Raw genomic sequence first — 15,431 nt, 5'->3', positions numbered from 1 at the left:
TTAACTGCCACACCAATTGTGCTTCAATTTTGATCAGCACAAAAATAGAAACCCGCCAATTTTGGCGGGTTTTGTTTTAGGCTAGCGTATGTACAAATTAACGGTCAATCACAGCGTTAAATGTCGCGCTAGGACGCATTAGCTGAGATGCTTTAGCAAATTCAGGCGCATAATAACCACCTAAATCAGCAGGCTTACCTTGTGCACCATTAAGCTCAGCAACAATCTGTGCTTCTTTTTCTTCCAACTGTTTTGCAATTGGAGCAAATTCAGCCGCTAGATCAGCATCTGCCGTTTGTTCAGCCAGCGCTTGTGCCCAGTAAGTCGCAAGATAGAAATGGCTACCACGGTTGTCGATTTCACCCACACGACGTGAAGGCGATTTGTTCATATCGAGGAACTTACCAGTCGCTTTGTCTAGGGCATCTGCCAACACTTGCGCTTTGCGATTGCCAGTAACCACACTCAGATGTTCCAAAGAAGCGGCCAACGCCAAAAACTCACCCAGTGAATCCCAACGCAAGTGGTTCTCTTTTTGTACTTGCTGAACGTGTTTCGGTGCAGAACCGCCCGCGCCCGTTTCAAACAAGCCACCGCCATTCATCAGTGGAACGATGGAAAGCATTTTAGCTGAAGTACCCAACTCAAGGATTGGGAATAAGTCAGTCAAGTAATCACGCAGCACGTTGCCCGTTACGGAAATGGTATCTTGTCCTGCCTTCATACGCACAAGTGAGTATTGTGTTGCTTCAACTGGTGACAGAATCTTGATTTCCAAGCCTGATGTATCGTGATTTGGTAGATACTGATTCACTTTCTTGATCAGTTCCGCATCATGTGCACGCTCTGGATCAAGCCAGAATACTGCTGGTGTGCCTGAAGCACGAGCACGAGTCACTGCCAGTTTTACCCAATCTTGGATAGGGGCATCTTTTACCTGACACATACGGAAGATATCGCCAGCTTCGACAGTTTGCTCCAGCAGCACTTTACCCGCTTCATCAATCACACGCACGACACCTTCAGCATCAAGAATAAAGGTCTTATCGTGTGAGCCGTATTCTTCTGCTTTTTGCGCCATCAAGCCAACGTTTGGCACACTGCCCATTGTGGTTGGATCAAATGCGCCGTTCTGTTTACAGAAATCGATAACAGTTTGATAAACACCCGCGTAGCAGCGATCTGGAATCGTCGCTTTGGTATCTTTCTGCTTACCATCTGGGCCCCACATTTGGCCAGAAGTGCGGATCATCGCTGGCATTGACGCATCGACAATCACATCGCTTGGTACATGCAGGTTGGTAATGCCGCGATCAGAGTCCACCATAGCTAGAGGAGGTTGAGTGGCATACACTGCTTGAATCGCCGCCTCAATCTCTGCGCGTTGCGCTTCTGGTAGCGATTGAATTTTCGCGTAAACATCACCTAAGCCGTTATTGACGTCCACACCCAGTTGATCGAACAGTTGGCCATACTTATCAAAAACCGCTTTGTAGTACACCTTCACCGCATGACCGAAGATCACGGATCCGAGACTTTCATCATGGTCGCTTTCATGTGCAGTGAGAACAGCACGTCTTGTGCTTTCGCATCCGCGATTTCTTTTTCAAAGAAAGCAATCAGCGCTTTTTTGCTCATCACGCTGGTATCGATGATTTCTTTATCTTGCAGCGCAAATGGCTTTTTCAGCACTTTCACCGCACCATCTTTACCCACAAACTCAATCGCAACTTTAGTTGCACCACTGACCGTGACTGACTTTTCACTACCAAAGAAATCTTTATCATTCATGCTCGCAACATGAGATTTAGAATCCTTACTCCAAGCGCCCATTGAGTGCGGGTTTTTCTTGGCGTAGTTTTTCACCGATGCGGGTGCACGACGATCTGAGTTACCTTCACGTAAAACTGGGTTTACCGCACTGCCCTTGATCTTGTCATAAGTCGCTTTGATCGCTTCTTCTTCGTAGCTGCTTGGTTCTTCTGGGTAATTTGGCAGTGCGTAGCCTTTGTCTTGCAGTTCTTTAATTGCCGCTTTGAGCTGTGGAATAGAAGCTGAAATATTGGGCAGTTTGATGATGTTGGCTTCTGGCGTTTGCGCCAGTTCACCCAGTTCGGTTAACGCATCACCGATACGTTGTTCTTCGGTCAAATGCTCAGGGAAATTAGCCAGAATACGACCAGCTAATGAAATATCGCGTGTTTCTACGTCAATGCCTGAAGAAGCAGTAAATGATTGAATAATTGGAAGTAATGAATACGTGGCTAATGCCGGGGCTTCGTCAGTGATGGTATAAATAATTGTAGGTTTATTTGTAGGCATGAACTTTCCCTATCTGTTCTAACAGCACCATCGGATGCAATGACACTGTGTGACTGTCCGTTCTCAAGTCGGCGACATCCCCTCAACCTGAGTACGATCTTCTCACTCTTGCAAATCCTGTGTTCGAATGACGTTGAGCCGCCTTCGAGCTCGTCCTGAGTGAAGGTATTTATAATTAAACAAATTGAAGACAATAGTCTATTATCTTGTTCGCTAAACCTTTTCCAGGGCGCGCAAATGATAGCCGATATCGCCCCTGCGGAAAACTTTCAAACACAGTTTATTTACATTTTTGCAAGGTGCTTAACATGTCATCTCGCTCACCCAGCGACACCGCCTCTTCTTCCCCTGCTCAACGAAAGTCGCATTTTAAACAGAGGACGACAAAAAACACCGCTCGCCCTCATACCACATCGGGCAAGAAAAGCTTCTCAGCCAAGAAAAGAGCTACGTCTAACGACATCACCTCACCCAAACGCGCGATTTCACCCAGTGAGCGTAAAGTGGTCCTGTTTAATAAACCTTATGACACTTTAAGCCAATTTACCGATGGGGACGGAAGAAAAACCTTGGCCGACTACATCCCAATTAAGGATGTCTACGCAGCAGGCCGTTTGGATCGTGATAGTGAAGGACTACTCATTTTAACCAATGATGGGATTTTGCAGGCCAGACTGACTCAGCCTCAATCCAAAGCGCCAAAAACCTACTGGGTGCAAGTTGAAGGAGTACCACAAGAGAGCGACCTTGAGGCATTGCGCCACGGAGTGACCTTAAAAGATGGCCCGACTTTACCGGCGAAAGTAGACATCATGTCCGAGCCAGAGCTATGGCCACGCAATCCCCCGGTGCGTTTTCGCGCTGCGATTCCTACCACATGGTTAGCCATTACCTTGATGGAAGGGCGTAATCGCCAAGTGCGACGCATGACTGCGCACATCGGTTTCCCGACTCTACGTTTAATTCGTTACTCCATGGGCGATTGGAACTTGGGTGATTTGCAGCCCGGCGAGTGGCGTGAAGTGACTCTTTAACACTCTGATTAATAACCGATATATACAGCCAAACCACTTGGAGTTGCAGGTAGGCGGGAAATGAGTGAATCCCCATGAGCATAGATACACTATGTGATTGGGGTGAATGAATGCAGCCAACACCGCTGCAGCTTTAAGTAGGAAGGCTATAACGCCCCAATAATGGGGCGTTATTGTTGGATTGGATAAACTCTTCTACCAATTACTTATGGCGTTCTTTAAGCTTATTGATCACATCATTCATGGCTAAGCCTTGCTCTTGCAGCAACACTAGCAAGTGGTACATCAAGTCGGCGGATTCGCAAATCAGCTCCTCCTTATCCCCTGCCGTCGCCGCCAACGCGACTTCAACCCCTTCTTCACCCACTTTCTGCGCAATGCGTTTGGTGCCACGCGCATACAAAGAGGCCGTGTAAGAAGAACTGGGATCAGCATTTTTGCGCGCTGCCAACAGCTGTTCCAACTGATGAAGCCAAACCATTTGTGACTCTTCTTGTGCATCACCATCCCAACAAGTCACGGTGCCAGTGTGGCAGGTTGGGCCAATCGGGTTCACTTTCACCAGTAGTGTATCTTGGTCACAATCCAGCGCGATGTTTTTCAGTTGCAACACATGACCTGAGGTTTCCCCCTTAGTCCACAAACGCTGTTTGCTGCGCGAGAAAAAGGTCACTTGTTGAGTATCGAGGGTTTTTTGTAACGCCTCAGGGTTCATATACCCCATCATTAAGACTTGGCTGGACTGAAAATCCTGCACAATGGCTGGCACGAGTCCATCGACTTTCTGCCAATCAATACGATCGGTTAGCGTGGCAAATGAGCTTGCTGGATTCATCGTCTCACCTCAATTCCTTGTTGTTTTAGATACTGCTTGAGTTCACCGATATTGATGATCTGTTTGTGAAAAACCGAAGCGGCTAAGGCACCATCGACGTTCGCTTGAGTAAAGGCTTGCGCGAAATGTTCCATCGCGCCTGCACCACCGGAGGCGATCAGCGGAACTCGGCACACCGAGCGCACTAAATTGAGCTGCTCAAGATCATAACCATTGCGCACACCATCTTGGTTCATCATGTTCAGTACAATTTCCCCAGCGCCGCGCTTTTGCACCTCTTGCACCCAATCGCAAGTCTGCCACTGCGTGGCACGGGTGCGGCTTTCATCACCGGTAAACTGATAAACCTGATATTGACCAGTCTCTTTATCGAAATAAGAGTCGATGCCAACTACTATGCATTGCACGCCAAAGCGATCCGCAAGATCGGTGATCAGTTGTGGATTCGCCAGTGCAGGCGAGTTAATCGAGACTTTATCTGCACCAAATTCCAAGATTTTCGCCGCATCTTGCGCCGATTTGATCCCACCCGCGACACAGAAAGGAATGTCGATCACTTCCGCTACTCTCGCGACCCAGCTTTTATCGACCACGCGGCCATCACTAGAAGCGGTAATATCGTAAAACACCAGTTCATCCGCGCCTTCTTCGGCGTAACGTTTGGCCAGTGGCACAATGTCACCAATGATTTCGTGGTTACGAAACTGAACACCTTTCACTACCTGTCCATCACGTACATCCAGACAAGGAATTATCCGTTTTGCCAACATGCGAATGCCTCCTGCGCAGTAAATTTTCCATCTAATAGAGCGCGCCCGACAATCACACCCGCAACGCCTGTGCCTTTCAGTGCCTCGATATCGGCGAGTGAACCAATGCCACCGGACGATTGAAACTGCACTTGCGGATATTGACGACAGAGATCGCGATACAGCTCAACATTCGAGCCAGCTAGCGTGCCATCTCGGGAAATATCGGTACACAGTACGTGCTTTAAGCCAACCGTTAAGTAGTCATCAATCAAAGCTTCGATCGTCACACCGGAATCTTCCTGCCAGCCGGAAATCGCCACTTTGCGCGTACCCTGCTCATCAATGTTGATGTCCAACGCCAAAACAATTTTCTCAGCACCGTATTTTTCCATCCAGCTTTTTACCAGTTGCGACTGTTTAACCGCCGTAGAGCCAACCACCACGCGCTGTGCGCCAGCTTCAAGCAGATCCACCACGTCTTGTTCACTGCGTACTCCACCACCAATTTGAATATTGGCGGGTGTGCTCGCGAGCAGGCGGGCAATCAAATCCAGTTGGCGTGCTGCGGTATTTTTCGCGCCAGTTAAATCCACTAAGTGCAACCAACCTGCCCCAGCTTGGTGGTACAAATTAAACTGCTCCGCTGGGTCTACTTTATATTCGGTCACTTGTCCGTAATCACCTTGATACAGACGCACAACCTGACCTTCAATCAAATCTAATGCGGGAATAATCATTGTTGTTCCTTGTATTGCGCCAGCCTTCACCAGCACTTGTCCCTAAAGCTCAAGAAAGTTTTGAATCAAGCGAGCGCCCGCTTTTGAAGAGCGCTCAGGGTGAAATTGCACCCCGTAATAGTTCCCCGCTTGAATCGCTGCGCTGAACGCCTGACCATACTCGCACTGGGCAATAGTGTAATCGCCAACAGGCATGGCAAAGCTGTGCACGAAGTAGAAGTACGCATCAGGTTCAATACCGTTAAACAGCGGATGCCCCTCTTTGACCTGTACCGTGTTCCAGCCCATGTGTGGCAACGGCAGATCGCCAGTTTGCATCAAACGGACTTCGCCATCGACTAACCCTAAGCACTGTACAATGTCATCGGCTTTCTGGCCTTTCTCTTCGGACAATTTGCCAAGCAGTTGCATGCCAAGACAGATCCCAAGCAATGGTTTTTCAACCCGTTTCACTAGCTCGATCAAATCGCGCTCGGTGAGGTTTTTCATCGCTTCGCTCGCGGTACCAACGCCGGGCAAAAACAGTTTGTCAGCTGCAAGCACCACTTGCGGATCGCGCGAAATCGTCACCGCATAGCCTAATCGCTCAATGGCGAATTTGACTGAGGAGATATTGGCGCAGCCGGTATCAATAATCACTACATTCTGAGTCATCAAAGTACCCCTTTACTGCTCGGCAAATCATTACCTTGCACCGTGATAGCTTGACGCAGCGTACGCCCAAACGCTTTAAACAGGCTCTCAATGATGTGGTGATCATTGTCGCCACTGGATGAGAGGTGCAGAGTGCACGCCAAGGTATCGGTCAATGAGCGGAAGAAGTGATACACCATCTCAGTCGACAGATCGCCCACTTGCGGGCGACTAAAGCTCGCATCAAATTTCAGATACGGACGGCCCGAGAGATCCAACGCGCACTGTGCCAAACACTCATCCATCGGCAATGTGAAACCAAAGCGTCCAATACCACGTTTGTCACCCAGTGCTTCACGCAGTGCTTGCCCTAGTGCCAATGCGGTATCTTCCACTGTGTGGTGATCATCAATGTGCAGATCGCCCACCACTTTCAGTTGCAGTTGGAAACCACCGTGGGTCGCGATTTGATCCAGCATGTGATCAAAAAAGCCCAAACCCGTTTCAATTTGGTTGCCGCCAGTTTGGTCAAGATTGACAAGAACCTGAATATCAGTCTCTTTGGTTTTACGCACCACTTGGGCAACACGTGGCTTGGTGGTGAGATCTTTAACGATATCCAGCCACCCCATGGTTTGTGGGTGGTATTGAATACCGCGAATCGCCATATTTTCCGCCAGTTGCAGATCGGTCATGCGATCGCCAATCACGGCTGACGATTTGAAATCGACTTTGCCACCTTGCAGATACTCTTTGACCAAGCCAAGTTTCGGTTTGCGGCACGAGCAGTTATCACGTTCAAAGTGCGGGCAAATCAGCACATCATCAAACTTAACGCCTTGCGATTCAAAAATGTCCATCATCATGTCATGTGGCGCATCGAAATCCGCTTGCGGGTAGCTTGAAGTACCTAAACCATCCTGATTGGTCACCATCACTAAGCGATAGCCCGCCTCTTGTAGCTTGAGCAGGCTTGGGATCACATAAGGCTCAAGTTTGAGTTTATCTAAACGGTCGACTTGGAAATCCACTGGCGGCTCAACAATTAAGGTGCCGTCGCGGTCGATAAAAAGAATTTTTTGTTGTTTGCTCACAAGAATGTCCTTTTCATCAGCAGCCCGCACTGCGAGCTGCTGTAAACAAAATTACTGGTAGTAGTTACGAATGAACGCGACGGTTTTTTCACACTCTTCGCGATTGCCAACACTAATGCGCACACAATTTTCAATCGGCGAATTACGCAAAATAATTCCGTGTTCCCACGCTGCTTTAAATAGCGCATTGCCATCAGGAAATTTCACCAACAGGTAGTTACCCCATCCTTCAAAGACCTGCACTCCCGGAACCATAGAAAGCCCCACTTGTAGGTAAGCTCGATTCGCGCCGAGATCCAGCACTTGGTATTTCGCGCGAGCTAGACCTGCTTCAGACAAGGCTTGCACCGCGATTTCAGCGACAGGAACCGGCACCGGATAGGGTGCAATTACTTTGAGCAGTACATTGATGAGTTCAGCATTGGCAAGCGTGAAGCCACAACGTAGCCCCGCCAAAGCAAAGGCTTTAGATAGCGTGCGTAGAATCGCCAAGTTCGGATATTGGGCGAGCAAATCAACCGTCGACGCTTCTGGGCAGAAATCGATGTAGGCTTCATCCATCACCACAATGGCGCGATCTTTGGTCATCTCAAGCAGTTTGATGATGTCGGCACGTTTCACCAAGTTCCCGGTCGGGTTATTGGGGCTACACACAAACACCAATTTGACGCGATCCAGATTGGCTTCGATGCTCGGTAAATCGAGTTGCCAATCGACCGTCAACGGCACTTTTTTGCGCTCAACACCAAAGGTTTCTGCACTGATCGCGTACATGCCATAGGTTGGAGGGCAAAACAGAATCGCGTCCTGATTGGGTTCGCAGAAAGCACGGATCAAAAGCTCAATCCCTTCATCCGCGCCGCGCGAAGTCAGCACTTGCTCCGGCTGTACTCCAGCGTAATTAGCGTAAGCTTGGATCATCGCCTTAGGTTGGCAATCACTGTAACGATTAAGGCGCGCAAAATCGGTTTTGTATTCGTTATTGAAAGGCGATTCGTTGGCATTGAGCCAAACATCACCACTACCACCAATACGACGCGCAGAAAGGTATGGGGTTAACGCCTGAATTTGTTGACGAGCCAGTTTTTCCATAATTTATTGAGCCTTCTGTAATTTTTCTACTCGAATCGTAACCGCACGTTTATGCGCGTCTAACCCTTCCGCTTCCGCCATCGTTACCACAGTTGGCGCGAGCAATTGCAAGCCATCGGCTGTCAGCTCTTGCACTGTCATGCGTTTGCTGAAATCAGCCAAACCTAAGCTGGAATAAGTGCGGGTGTAACCGTAAGTCGGCAACACATGGTTGGTACCAGAAGCGTAATCGCCTACCGATTCGGGTGACCAGTCGCCAAGGAAAATGGAGCCGGCGTTATCGAGCAGTGGAACCAACTCACGCGGGTTGCGCGTCTGCACAATCAAGTGCTCAGGGCCGTAGTAGTTAGAAATTGACACCGCTTGGGTGAGTGATTCAGCAATAATGATCAGACTGGAAGCCAAAGCTTTTTCAGCAATACTGGCGCGCGACAGCACTTTAAGCTGCTGTTGTACCGCGTCCGTCACTTGATCGGCTAACACAGGAGATGGCGTCACCAGCACCACCTGTGAATCTGGGCCGTGCTCCGCCTGACTGAGTAGATCGGCGGCAATAAAATCGGCATCCGCCGTCTCATCGGCAATCACCAATACTTCAGATGGGCCAGCTGGCATATCAATCGCTGCGCCGCGGAAATCGTTACTCACTTGGCGTTTTGCTTCCGTCACATAGGCGTTCCCGGGGCCAAAAATTTTGTCGACTTTAGTGACCGTTTCCGTGCCATAAGCCATAGCGGCGATCGCTTGACCGCCCCCTAAGTTGTACACCTCATCGATGTTACACAGTTTAGCGACGTAGAGAATTTCATCAGCAATCGGGGGCGGTGAGCAAAGCACCACTTTACGGCAGCCTGCAATTTGTGCAGGCACACCAAGCATTAGCACGGTTGATGGTAGCGGCGCGCTACCACCCGGAATATACAGACCCACTTTATTGATCGGGCGAGTCACTTGTTCACACACCACTCCGGGCATGGTTTCCACTTTGATTGGCTGCGCTTTTTGTGCCTTGTGGAATTTGCTGATGTTGTTGTAAGCCTGTTCAAGTGCCTGTTTCATCGTTTCCGACAAACGTGCGGCCGCGGCATCCATTTCTTCACGAGAAACACGCAGTGAAGCAGGTTTTACGCGATCAAATTTTTCAGTTAATTCAAACAGTGCTGCATCACCCTCACTGCGCACTTTCGCAATCACTTGTGCAACTGCGGCGGTGATGTTTGCCCCTTCAGTAATAGCAGGGCGTTCTAAAATCGATTCTTGCTGAGCTTCACTCAACGATTGCCAAACAACGGTTCTCATCGCCTTACTCCATCATTTTTTCAATCGGTAATACCAGAATTGAGCTAGCACCGAGGGCTTTCAGCTGTTCCATGGTTTCCCAAAACAGGTTTTCTGAACTCACCATGTGAACCGCCACTTTGGATTTGTCTGCTGACAAAGGCAACACAGTTGGGTCTTCCGCTCCGGGCAACAAGGTTTTGATTTGAGCCAATTTTTCTACCGGTGCGTGCAGCATGATGTATTTGGATTCTTTCGCTTGTTGCACACCGTGCATGCGAGTGAGGAGTTTATCGATCAGCGCGGCTTTATCGGCAGCAAAAGCCCCTGGGCGTTGAATAAGAGTCGCTTTGGATTCAAAAATCACTTCCACTTCTTTGAGACCGTTAGCTTCCAAGGTCGCGCCAGTGGAGACGAGATCCGCAATCGCATCTGCCAAACCTGCGCGCGGTGCAACTTCAACTGACCCCGTCAACATACAGGTACTGAAATCCACGCCCTGGCGATTCATATAGGCTTTAAGCAGTTGTGGATAGGTGGTGGCAATGCGCTTGCCATTCAAATCCTGAGGGCCGAGGTACTGTGCATCTTTTTCAATAGCAATCGACAAACGGCAACCACCAAAATCCATACGACGCAGTGTAGTGAATTCGTTGCGTTGATTGAGCGCTAGGCGATCTAAACGCGCTTCTTCAAGTACGTTTTCACCGACAAAACCTAAATCCACTACTCCATCCATGATCAGCCCAGGAATGTCATCATCACGAACCAACAACAGGTCGATTGGCATGTTGAGTGAATGAACCACTAAACGCTCCCCCATGATGTTGAATTTCACACCGCATTTTTTCAGCAGTTCCTGACACTCTTGGCTCAGGCGGCCTTTCTTCTGTACCGCGATTCTCAGTCGTTGTGTTTGCATGCCATTCTTCCTTTGCAATTTGTTGAATTTATTAATTTTTTCAAAGCCTAAAACGAAAAACCCTCGAGAGTTTGGTCTCCCGAGGGTTAGAATCTTTTTATGGCTCTGATTTCAACTCCGGGAGATTCCTGTCCCCCGGGTATGCGTACATCTCCCGAAAGACACCTTAGGATGATGATGGTGATGAATGTTCATTACGAAATTACGCATACTTAGTTACTTTCTATCTTTTTGAGAACTTCGTTCACACTAACCAAGCTGAGTTTTTTTTTTCAACCACAAATTGATACTTTTCTGGTTATTTTTTCATGACAACTTTTTTGAACACAAAAAAGGAGGTCCAAAGACCTCCATTCAATCAGTTAAGATGCTCTGTGTCACACAGACACTTGCTTCCCTACTTTAGCTTTGGATAGAGCTGCAAAAATTATGCACACCACCACGAAAGATACTGATGCTGCTGCCAACGCAAGCCACAAAGAAGCGAAAATACCCAACACTACATACCCAATGGCAGAAACGAATGCGACTGCTAATGCATACGGCAGCTGTGTTGCAACGTGGTCAATGTGGTGACAGCGCGCACCTGTCGATGACAGGATGGTGGTATCGGAAATCGGCGAGCAGTGGTCACCAAATACTGAACCAGCAAGCACTGCACCAAGCATTGGCAGCATGAGAGCAATATCGGTTGCTCCCGCCATGTCACCCGCAATCGGCAGCATAATGCCAAAAGTGCCCCATGAAGTACCTGTCGAGAATGCCATTGCACCTGACAGAACAAACAGAATCACAGGAAGCCAATGTGGATCAATATTGCCTTGTACCAGTGAAGAGAGATACGCACCGGTTTTCATGTCGCCAATTACAGAACCGATCGTCCACGCAAAAATCAGGATTAAAATCGCACCAAACATAGATTTCGCGCCAATCCACAGCGTGTTTGCAATCTCTGTTACCGCTAGCTTTTGGCGTAGCACGGTCACAAACGCCATGGCCAAACCGACTAAACCACCATAAACCAGTGAGTTACCGACATTGGTATTTTCAAAAGCACCGAGAATATTAAACGATTGGCCGCTTTCAGCTAACGCATTGGCACCAGTCCAAATCATGGCGCTAATTGTTGCGACAACAAGGAAAACAATAGGCAAAACCAAATCTAAAACGGTACCACGTTCACTTTCATGAATGTCGAGCTCTTCATTCAGTTCATGCGCTTCTTTGGTATCCGTGCTTGAATCTTCTTCAAAGCCTCGCCCTTGAGAAGCTGCAATCTCATGTTTGCGCATTTGGCCGATATCCATTTGGAACCACACCACAGCAAACACCATCAACAAAGCAAAAATCGCGTAGAAGTTCATCGGCACTAAACGTAGATAAGCGCCTAATGCTGAATACTCCTCAATGCCATGCGATACCAAAATCCCGCCGATGATGGTCATGATATAAGCGCCCCAGCTTGATGCTGGCATCACAACACACATTGGAGCGGCTGTTGAATCCAGAATGTAGGCCAGCTTAGCGCGAGAAACGTAAAAGCGATCAGTCACAGGACGGGCAATAGACCCTACGGCTAGGCTATTAAAATAGTCGTCAACAAAAATGAATACGCCTAAAAATGCCGCTAACAGTTTTGAGCCACGTTTGCTTTTCACCCGAATCTGGGCCCATTGAGCAAAAGCGCGAGTGCCGCCAGACAGAGTCAACAACGCTGTCATCATGCCAAGTAAAAGTAAGAAACCCACAATGCTCATATTCCAAGCATTAATGGCACCTTCTTTAACAAACACACTGCCAACTTGGGTTGCAATATATTGCACAGATTGACCGACAGAATAATCAGCCAACAGTAAAGCACCTAAGAAAATACCCACACCAAGAGAAAGTAATACACGGCGAGTAACGATAGCCAAGCTCAATGCCACTAACGGTGGTAAAACTGAGAGTGGCGAAGAAGCAAAATCGATTAAATTCATGATCTTCCTAAACCAGTAAAAAATGGTTAGAGATCTACTGCAGACAAACTAAGCGACTTCATGTCAACTTAATTTATGTTGAACTAAGCGAAAGGGAAGCGAACACTTCACCCAACCCTACAGTAGCGCTCCATAGTTTAACAACAATATAGACTATGGCAGTGTTACACCTGTTTGATGCAACCCCAGCCAACTGCTTTGATCGGCAAGTTGACTTCGGCGACAACGCCTTTCCCCACAACTCATTGGCATCACCCCAATTGTGGATACTCTTCGTAACCGCTCCTCTACGGCGAAAAAATTTACCCTAACCGACCAACTCATTTGGTTCAGTTTCGGACGTTTTTCGCATTAGGTGAGAGATATTCTACTTAACAAAATTATCAATGCAACTAGGCATAGATAGGAAAAACAAGTGGCACAGCTCACATAACAATCATTTGATAGAAACTTATTTCATAAAAACGCATCAACTCTTGATATATGCTTCTAATATTATTTGTCTGTGTGATAAGTTTCGTGCAGCTACTTTTATATGCTCAGATGTTTTTTCAAAAAACTAAGAAAAAAAGATCTAATTTATTTTTATATTTTTACTTTCTTACTATTTTGACTTAATATTTGCACCGGAAACTTGTCAGTATTATAAGCTAGGTTTATTATTAAATCGTTATCCAAATTGTGAACAGGAAATGGTAATGTCGGAAATCACTAAGACTTTATTAAATATTCGTAGCCTACGTGCTTATGCGCGTGAACTGACTATTGAGCAACTTGAAGAAGCTTTAGATAAATTAACTATCGTAGTTCAAGAGCGTAAAGAAGCAGAAGCTGAAGAAATTGCAGCTCGTGCAGAACAAGAAGCAAAATTGGCAGCGATTGCTGAACAAATTGCTAAAGATGGTATTGACCTAGAAGCGCTTATTTCTGCACTTTCAGGCGAAACTAAAACTAAAGCAAAAGGCAAACGTGCTCCTCGCCCTGCGAAATACAAGTACATCGACACCAACGGTGAAGAAAAGACTTGGACAGGCCAAGGCCGTACTCCTTCAGCGATCCAAAAAGCACTGGATGAAGGTAAGTCTCTGGAAGAATTTGCTCTGTAATTTAGATTGCAAATTACCTATACAAAAAAGGCTCCCGAAGGAGCCTTTTTATTATCTTTCCCAATACGCTTCTTCAAGACTATCTTCCCGTTCAGGAAGACCACGTGAAAGACGTGGAGAATGCTGAGCCAATACTTCGTAACTCGCACGATTAGAGTATTTGCAAACTTGAGAAAATGAGGAATAAGTTAAAAACTCATGTTGATGCTTACTTGAGTTAGGTACATTTTCTTTGTGGTATTTATTTGCCGCCATATCATGCAACAAGGCCGATAATGCTGCGTCACCTGCACCATTAGTATTTTTTATCTTCTCCGGGCCACCCATATATGGTGAAATATGTGAATAAACACGGATAGGATTTATACAACTCTCTTTACGTGCTGGTCGACTAAATTCATAACGGTTAAATTCCGCAACTGAACCTGGTAATAATGGTAATGAGGTTTCACGCTTCGCTGAATCTTCTGTATATCCAGCCATAAATAAACCAACAGGGCCAGCAGTACATAACACTAAATCTACCCAATCCAATGCTTTATCAGAGGCCGCTAGTGGATCGCTTTCTCCCGTTAATGCTAATGCTTCATCTTCATTCATCGCAACAACAGTGACATGATCACGTAAAAAGTCTTGCCAGAATTTAGGATCATCCTGAATAACAAATTTGGTACCTAGAGTTAATACCACTGGAACATCATATTTTTTTGCATATTCAATTGCACGCATCGTTGCTTCAGGCATAGGGTCGCCTTCTTTACAACGTACTAAATAAGCCGTAATAACTAATGCAGATGCACTGGTAAATATTTTTTCAGGAATACTTTCTGGACGTAATTGGTTCATCTGCCCTTCGCTGATCGCGAAAGTGCGTTCACCATCTTCGGTAATCAAAGCAAAACAGCGGCCAATTGCACCTTCTACACCTTGTAAATAATTGAGATCCATACGGCTAGAAGTGTTGCATAGGTAGCGATAGCCGTAGCTGCCAATCTTAATATCCTGGCTCATAACACCGAGCAGTGTTGAACGGTCATCAGCTAATACTGAATAATTGTGCAGCGTATTTCCTATGGTTCCACCTGCATATTCATTAGTAATTAAACGCTGATCTTTTAATTCGTTATATAAAGCTTCTGCAGCTTGATCATCGATCACTAATGAGTGTCCCTTACTCAGACCATAACGCTCGATCAAATCTGAATCCACCTTGGCCTCAATATCCACCAACGTTTGATCAATACCGATAATATGAGTGCGCGACATCTTCTTATTTTCTTGCGCTTGAATCACGAGAGGATCACGCGCGTGAACCGGAAAATAATGCTTAGATTTGCGTTGGCCAGGAAATTTCATAAGGGTTACTTGGGTTCTGGGATGAAAGGAGCGCCGATTCTACCGCGCACCTTTTAGTGCAGCAACAAAGGAAAAAATAGCAAACGTTTGCATTGCAATGATTTTATTTCACACCCTATCTTTAGCGCTTGGAGCACAAGTGATTCAATGATTTAGCAACATTTGGATAAGGCACAACGAAGTGTGATTACCGTCTCGGATCTGTCCTCTAAAAATTCTTTCTGTTAGAACTCCCCGTACYAAGTTCATCAAGTGGTAGATAAGTGATGTCTGTAGAGCACAGTGCAAACA

At 46.9% G+C, this 15,431-nt stretch carries 12 protein-coding genes, 1 pseudogene, 1 riboswitch and 1 other annotated feature; of the genes and pseudogenes, 2 read left to right on the top strand and 11 right to left on the bottom strand.

Going from position 1 to position 15,431, the window contains the following annotated elements:
• Positions 1 to 97 precede the first annotated feature (97 nt).
• Positions 98 to 2,322 (bottom strand): annotated as a pseudogene (locus D908_RS0119350) (NADP-dependent isocitrate dehydrogenase).
• 308 nt (positions 2,323 to 2,630) lie between these two features.
• Between D908_RS0119350 and rluE the strand changes: the two are divergent.
• The gene (gene rluE, locus D908_RS09985; RefSeq protein WP_005524413.1) at positions 2,631 to 3,356 is read left to right on the top strand and encodes a 23S rRNA pseudouridine(2457) synthase RluE; all 726 of its coding nucleotides are present in this window, start codon (positions 2,631 to 2,633) and stop codon (positions 3,354 to 3,356) included.
• A 202-nt stretch (positions 3,357 to 3,558) separates the two neighbouring features.
• Here the strand turns inward: rluE and hisIE are convergent, their stop codons facing one another.
• The 9 genes from hisIE to D908_RS10030 all read right to left on the bottom strand — a co-directional run bounded on the left by hisIE (position 3,559) and on the right by D908_RS10030 (position 12,678).
• Positions 3,559 to 4,191 carry a bifunctional phosphoribosyl-AMP cyclohydrolase/phosphoribosyl-ATP diphosphatase HisIE gene (gene hisIE / locus D908_RS09990; protein WP_005524412.1) on the bottom strand — a complete coding sequence of 211 codons (633 nt, stop codon included), beginning with the start codon at positions 4,189 to 4,191 and terminating at the stop codon, positions 3,559 to 3,561.
• The gene (hisF, locus tag D908_RS09995) at positions 4,188 to 4,961 is read right to left on the bottom strand and encodes an imidazole glycerol phosphate synthase subunit HisF (RefSeq protein WP_000880139.1); all 774 of its coding nucleotides are present in this window, start codon (positions 4,959 to 4,961) and stop codon (positions 4,188 to 4,190) included. The genes hisIE and hisF overlap by 4 nt, the downstream gene beginning before the upstream one ends.
• Positions 4,943 to 5,680 carry a 1-(5-phosphoribosyl)-5-[(5-phosphoribosylamino)methylideneamino]imidazole-4-carboxamide isomerase gene (gene hisA, locus D908_RS10000; protein WP_000586510.1) on the bottom strand — a complete coding sequence of 246 codons (738 nt, stop codon included), beginning with the start codon at positions 5,678 to 5,680 and terminating at the stop codon, positions 4,943 to 4,945. Before hisA ends, hisF begins: the two co-directional genes overlap by 19 nt.
• A gap of 42 nt (positions 5,681 to 5,722) precedes the next feature.
• On the bottom strand, positions 5,723 to 6,334 hold the full coding sequence (gene hisH / locus D908_RS10005) for an imidazole glycerol phosphate synthase subunit HisH (RefSeq protein ID WP_000193244.1): 612 nt from the start codon (positions 6,332 to 6,334) through the stop codon (positions 5,723 to 5,725).
• Positions 6,334 to 7,407, bottom strand: a complete 1,074-nt coding sequence (gene hisB / locus D908_RS10010; protein ID WP_005524411.1) for a bifunctional histidinol-phosphatase/imidazoleglycerol-phosphate dehydratase HisB — start codon at positions 7,405 to 7,407, stop codon at positions 6,334 to 6,336. Before hisB ends, hisH begins: the two co-directional genes overlap by 1 nt.
• 51 nt (positions 7,408 to 7,458) lie before the next feature.
• On the bottom strand, positions 7,459 to 8,499 hold the full coding sequence (gene hisC / locus D908_RS10015) for a histidinol-phosphate transaminase (protein WP_005524410.1): 1,041 nt from the start codon (positions 8,497 to 8,499) through the stop codon (positions 7,459 to 7,461).
• 3 nt (positions 8,500 to 8,502) lie between these two features.
• Positions 8,503 to 9,798, bottom strand: a complete 1,296-nt coding sequence (gene hisD, locus D908_RS10020) for a histidinol dehydrogenase (protein WP_005524408.1) — start codon at positions 9,796 to 9,798, stop codon at positions 8,503 to 8,505.
• A 4-nt stretch (positions 9,799 to 9,802) separates the two neighbouring features.
• On the bottom strand, positions 9,803 to 10,699 hold the full coding sequence (hisG, locus tag D908_RS10025; RefSeq protein ID WP_005524407.1) for an ATP phosphoribosyltransferase: 897 nt from the start codon (positions 10,697 to 10,699) through the stop codon (positions 9,803 to 9,805).
• Positions 10,700 to 10,754: 55 nt separating this feature from the next.
• Positions 10,755 to 10,886, bottom strand: a sequence feature (His leader region).
• 190 nt (positions 10,887 to 11,076) lie between these two features.
• The gene (locus tag D908_RS10030; protein WP_005524405.1) at positions 11,077 to 12,678 is read right to left on the bottom strand and encodes a Na+/H+ antiporter NhaC family protein; all 1,602 of its coding nucleotides are present in this window, start codon (positions 12,676 to 12,678) and stop codon (positions 11,077 to 11,079) included.
• 115 nt (positions 12,679 to 12,793) lie between these two features.
• Positions 12,794 to 12,976, bottom strand: a riboswitch (Lysine riboswitch).
• Between the two features lie 400 nt (positions 12,977 to 13,376).
• On the opposite strand from D908_RS10030, the gene D908_RS10035 reads away from it, so the two are divergent.
• A complete protein-coding gene (locus D908_RS10035) occupies positions 13,377 to 13,784 on the top strand; it encodes an H-NS family histone-like protein (RefSeq protein ID WP_001290198.1) in 408 nt (135 codons plus the stop codon).
• Positions 13,785 to 13,835: 51 nt separating this feature from the next.
• Here D908_RS10035 and D908_RS10040 read toward each other — a convergent pair whose 3' ends face one another.
• Positions 13,836 to 15,140: an inosine/guanosine kinase gene (locus tag D908_RS10040; protein WP_005524403.1), complete on the bottom strand. Its 1,305-nt coding sequence runs from the start codon at positions 15,138 to 15,140 to the stop codon at positions 13,836 to 13,838.
• Positions 15,141 to 15,431: the final 291 nt, after the last annotated feature.

This window comes from Vibrio mimicus CAIM 602, from assembly GCF_000338875.1.
Classification (GTDB): domain Bacteria; phylum Pseudomonadota; class Gammaproteobacteria; order Enterobacterales; family Vibrionaceae; genus Vibrio; species Vibrio mimicus.
The sequence above is the reverse complement of the archived record's forward strand: the minus strand, read 5'-3'. Positions and strand labels throughout refer to the sequence as shown.

Excerpts from the sequence above, each read along its gene's own strand:
- rluE (WP_005524413.1), top strand. The coding sequence starts at position 2,631 with ATGTCATCTCGCTCACCCAGCGACACCGCCTCTTCTTCCCCTGCTCAA.
- hisIE (WP_005524412.1), bottom strand. The coding sequence starts at position 4,191 with ATGAATCCAGCAAGCTCATTTGCCACGCTAACCGATCGTATTGATTGG.
- hisF (WP_000880139.1), bottom strand. The coding sequence starts at position 4,961 with ATGTTGGCAAAACGGATAATTCCTTGTCTGGATGTACGTGATGGACAG.
- hisA (WP_000586510.1), bottom strand. The coding sequence starts at position 5,680 with ATGATTATTCCCGCATTAGATTTGATTGAAGGTCAGGTTGTGCGTCTG.
- hisH (WP_000193244.1), bottom strand. The coding sequence starts at position 6,334 with ATGACTCAGAATGTAGTGATTATTGATACCGGCTGCGCCAATATCTCC.
- hisC (WP_005524410.1), bottom strand. The coding sequence starts at position 8,499 with ATGGAAAAACTGGCTCGTCAACAAATTCAGGCGTTAACCCCATACCTT.
- hisD (WP_005524408.1), bottom strand. The coding sequence starts at position 9,798 with ATGAGAACCGTTGTTTGGCAATCGTTGAGTGAAGCTCAGCAAGAATCG.
- hisG (WP_005524407.1), bottom strand. The coding sequence starts at position 10,699 with ATGCAAACACAACGACTGAGAATCGCGGTACAGAAGAAAGGCCGCCTG.
- D908_RS10030 (WP_005524405.1), bottom strand. The coding sequence starts at position 12,678 with ATGAATTTAATCGATTTTGCTTCTTCGCCACTCTCAGTTTTACCACCG.
- D908_RS10035 (WP_001290198.1), top strand. The coding sequence starts at position 13,377 with ATGTCGGAAATCACTAAGACTTTATTAAATATTCGTAGCCTACGTGCT.
- D908_RS10040 (WP_005524403.1), bottom strand. The coding sequence starts at position 15,140 with ATGAAATTTCCTGGCCAACGCAAATCTAAGCATTATTTTCCGGTTCAC.